Origin of the sequence: Kitasatospora sp. NPDC058218 (assembly GCF_042882445.1) — a bacterium.
In the GTDB taxonomy this organism is placed as follows: domain Bacteria; phylum Actinomycetota; class Actinomycetes; order Streptomycetales; family Streptomycetaceae; genus Kitasatospora.
The window spans coordinates 1-1,447 of sequence record NZ_JBHVWC010000166.1 but is presented as its reverse complement, the minus strand read 5'-3'; the positions used below and the strand labels follow the sequence as shown (position 1 = coordinate 1,447).

1 protein-coding gene is annotated in these 1,447 nt (G+C 71.3%); it reads left to right on the top strand.

All coding sequences use genetic code 11. From position 1 onward, the window contains the following. On the top strand, positions 1 to 1,447 hold a 1,447-nt coding region (locus ACFVYI_RS42425; protein ID WP_387895477.1), incomplete at both ends, for a condensation domain-containing protein.

The following is a 1,447-nucleotide window of genomic DNA, read 5'->3' as shown; positions in this document are numbered from 1 at the left end:
TGGTGGCCCGGCACGACATCCTGCGCACCTCGATGCACCTGGACGGCTACAGCCAGCCCCTCCAGCTCGTCCACGCCACCGCCGAGATCCCGGTCGCGATCCACGACGTCCGTGGCCTGACCGAGGCCGAGGTGACGGCGCTCACGCTCGCCTACGTCGAGCAGGAGCACCGGAACGGCTTCGAGCTCACCGCCGCCCCGCTGCTGCGGCTCTCGGTGCACGTGGAGTCGGACCAGGCCTGGCGTCTGACGTTCAGTCACATCCACGCCATCACGGAGGGGTGGAGCTACCACACCCTCCTGATGGAGCTGCTCGCCTGCTACCGCAGCCTGCGGGACGGCCTTGAGCCGGCGGCCTACGAGGTGCCGTCCGTCCGCTACGCCGACTTCATCGCCGCCGAGCAGGACGCGCTCTCCGACCCCGCGGCCCAGGAGTTCTGGCAGCAGGTCGTCGACGCCCACAGCCCGCTCGTCCTGCCGGACGGTTTCGCCGAGTCCGACCCGAACGCCGCCGCGGACCGCAATCACGTCCATGTCCCGTACGCGGACCTGGAGGTCGGCCTGCGCAAGCTCGCGGCCGAGGCGAAGTCCTCCATCAAGAACGTGCTGCTCACCGTGCACCTCAAGGTGCTGGGCAGCCTGACGGCCGAGGACGCCTTCCACACCGGCGTCGTCTACCACGGCCGCCTGGAGGCCCCCGGCGCCGACCGGGTGCTCGGCATGCACCTCAACACCCTTCCCTTCCCGGCCACCCGGGGCGCCGCGACCTGGCGCGAGCTGGTCGAGCAGACCCACGCCACCGAGACCGCCATCTGGTCCCACCGCCGCTACCCGCTGCCCGCCATCCAGCGCGCCGCCGGCGGCAACCGGGATCTGCTGAACGCCCTCTTCGAGTACCTCGACTTCCACCTCGTCGACAAGGCCTCGGTCGATGTCGAGGGCACGATGGTCGACGGCACGACCGAGTTCGGCTTCAGCGTCATCACGGTCGGCGGCAAGCTCGACCTCGCAGGTGCGACCAATGTGATCAGCCTTGCGAACCTGGAGCGCCTGGGCGCCATGTACCGGCTGGTGCTGGAGGCGATGGCCGCCGACCCGAACGGTGACGCGACCCTCTCCTACCTGCCCGAGGCCGAGCGTGCCCAGCTCACGGCCTGGGCGTCGGGTGGCTCGGCCGAGTGGCCGACGGGTCTGACCGTCGACCTCGTCGAGGCGCAGGCCCAGGCCACCCCGGATGCCACCGCCGTCATCGTCGACGGCGTCCACCTCACCTACCGAGAGGTGGACGAGCGCGCCAACCGCATCGCCCACCACCTGACCGGTCTGGGCGCGGGCCCGGACGTGCTGGTGGGTGTCTGCCTGGAGCGCGGCGCGGACCTCGTGCCGACGCTGCTCGGCGTGTGGAAGGCCGGCGCCGCCTACCTCCCACTCGACCCGTCCTGGCCCGC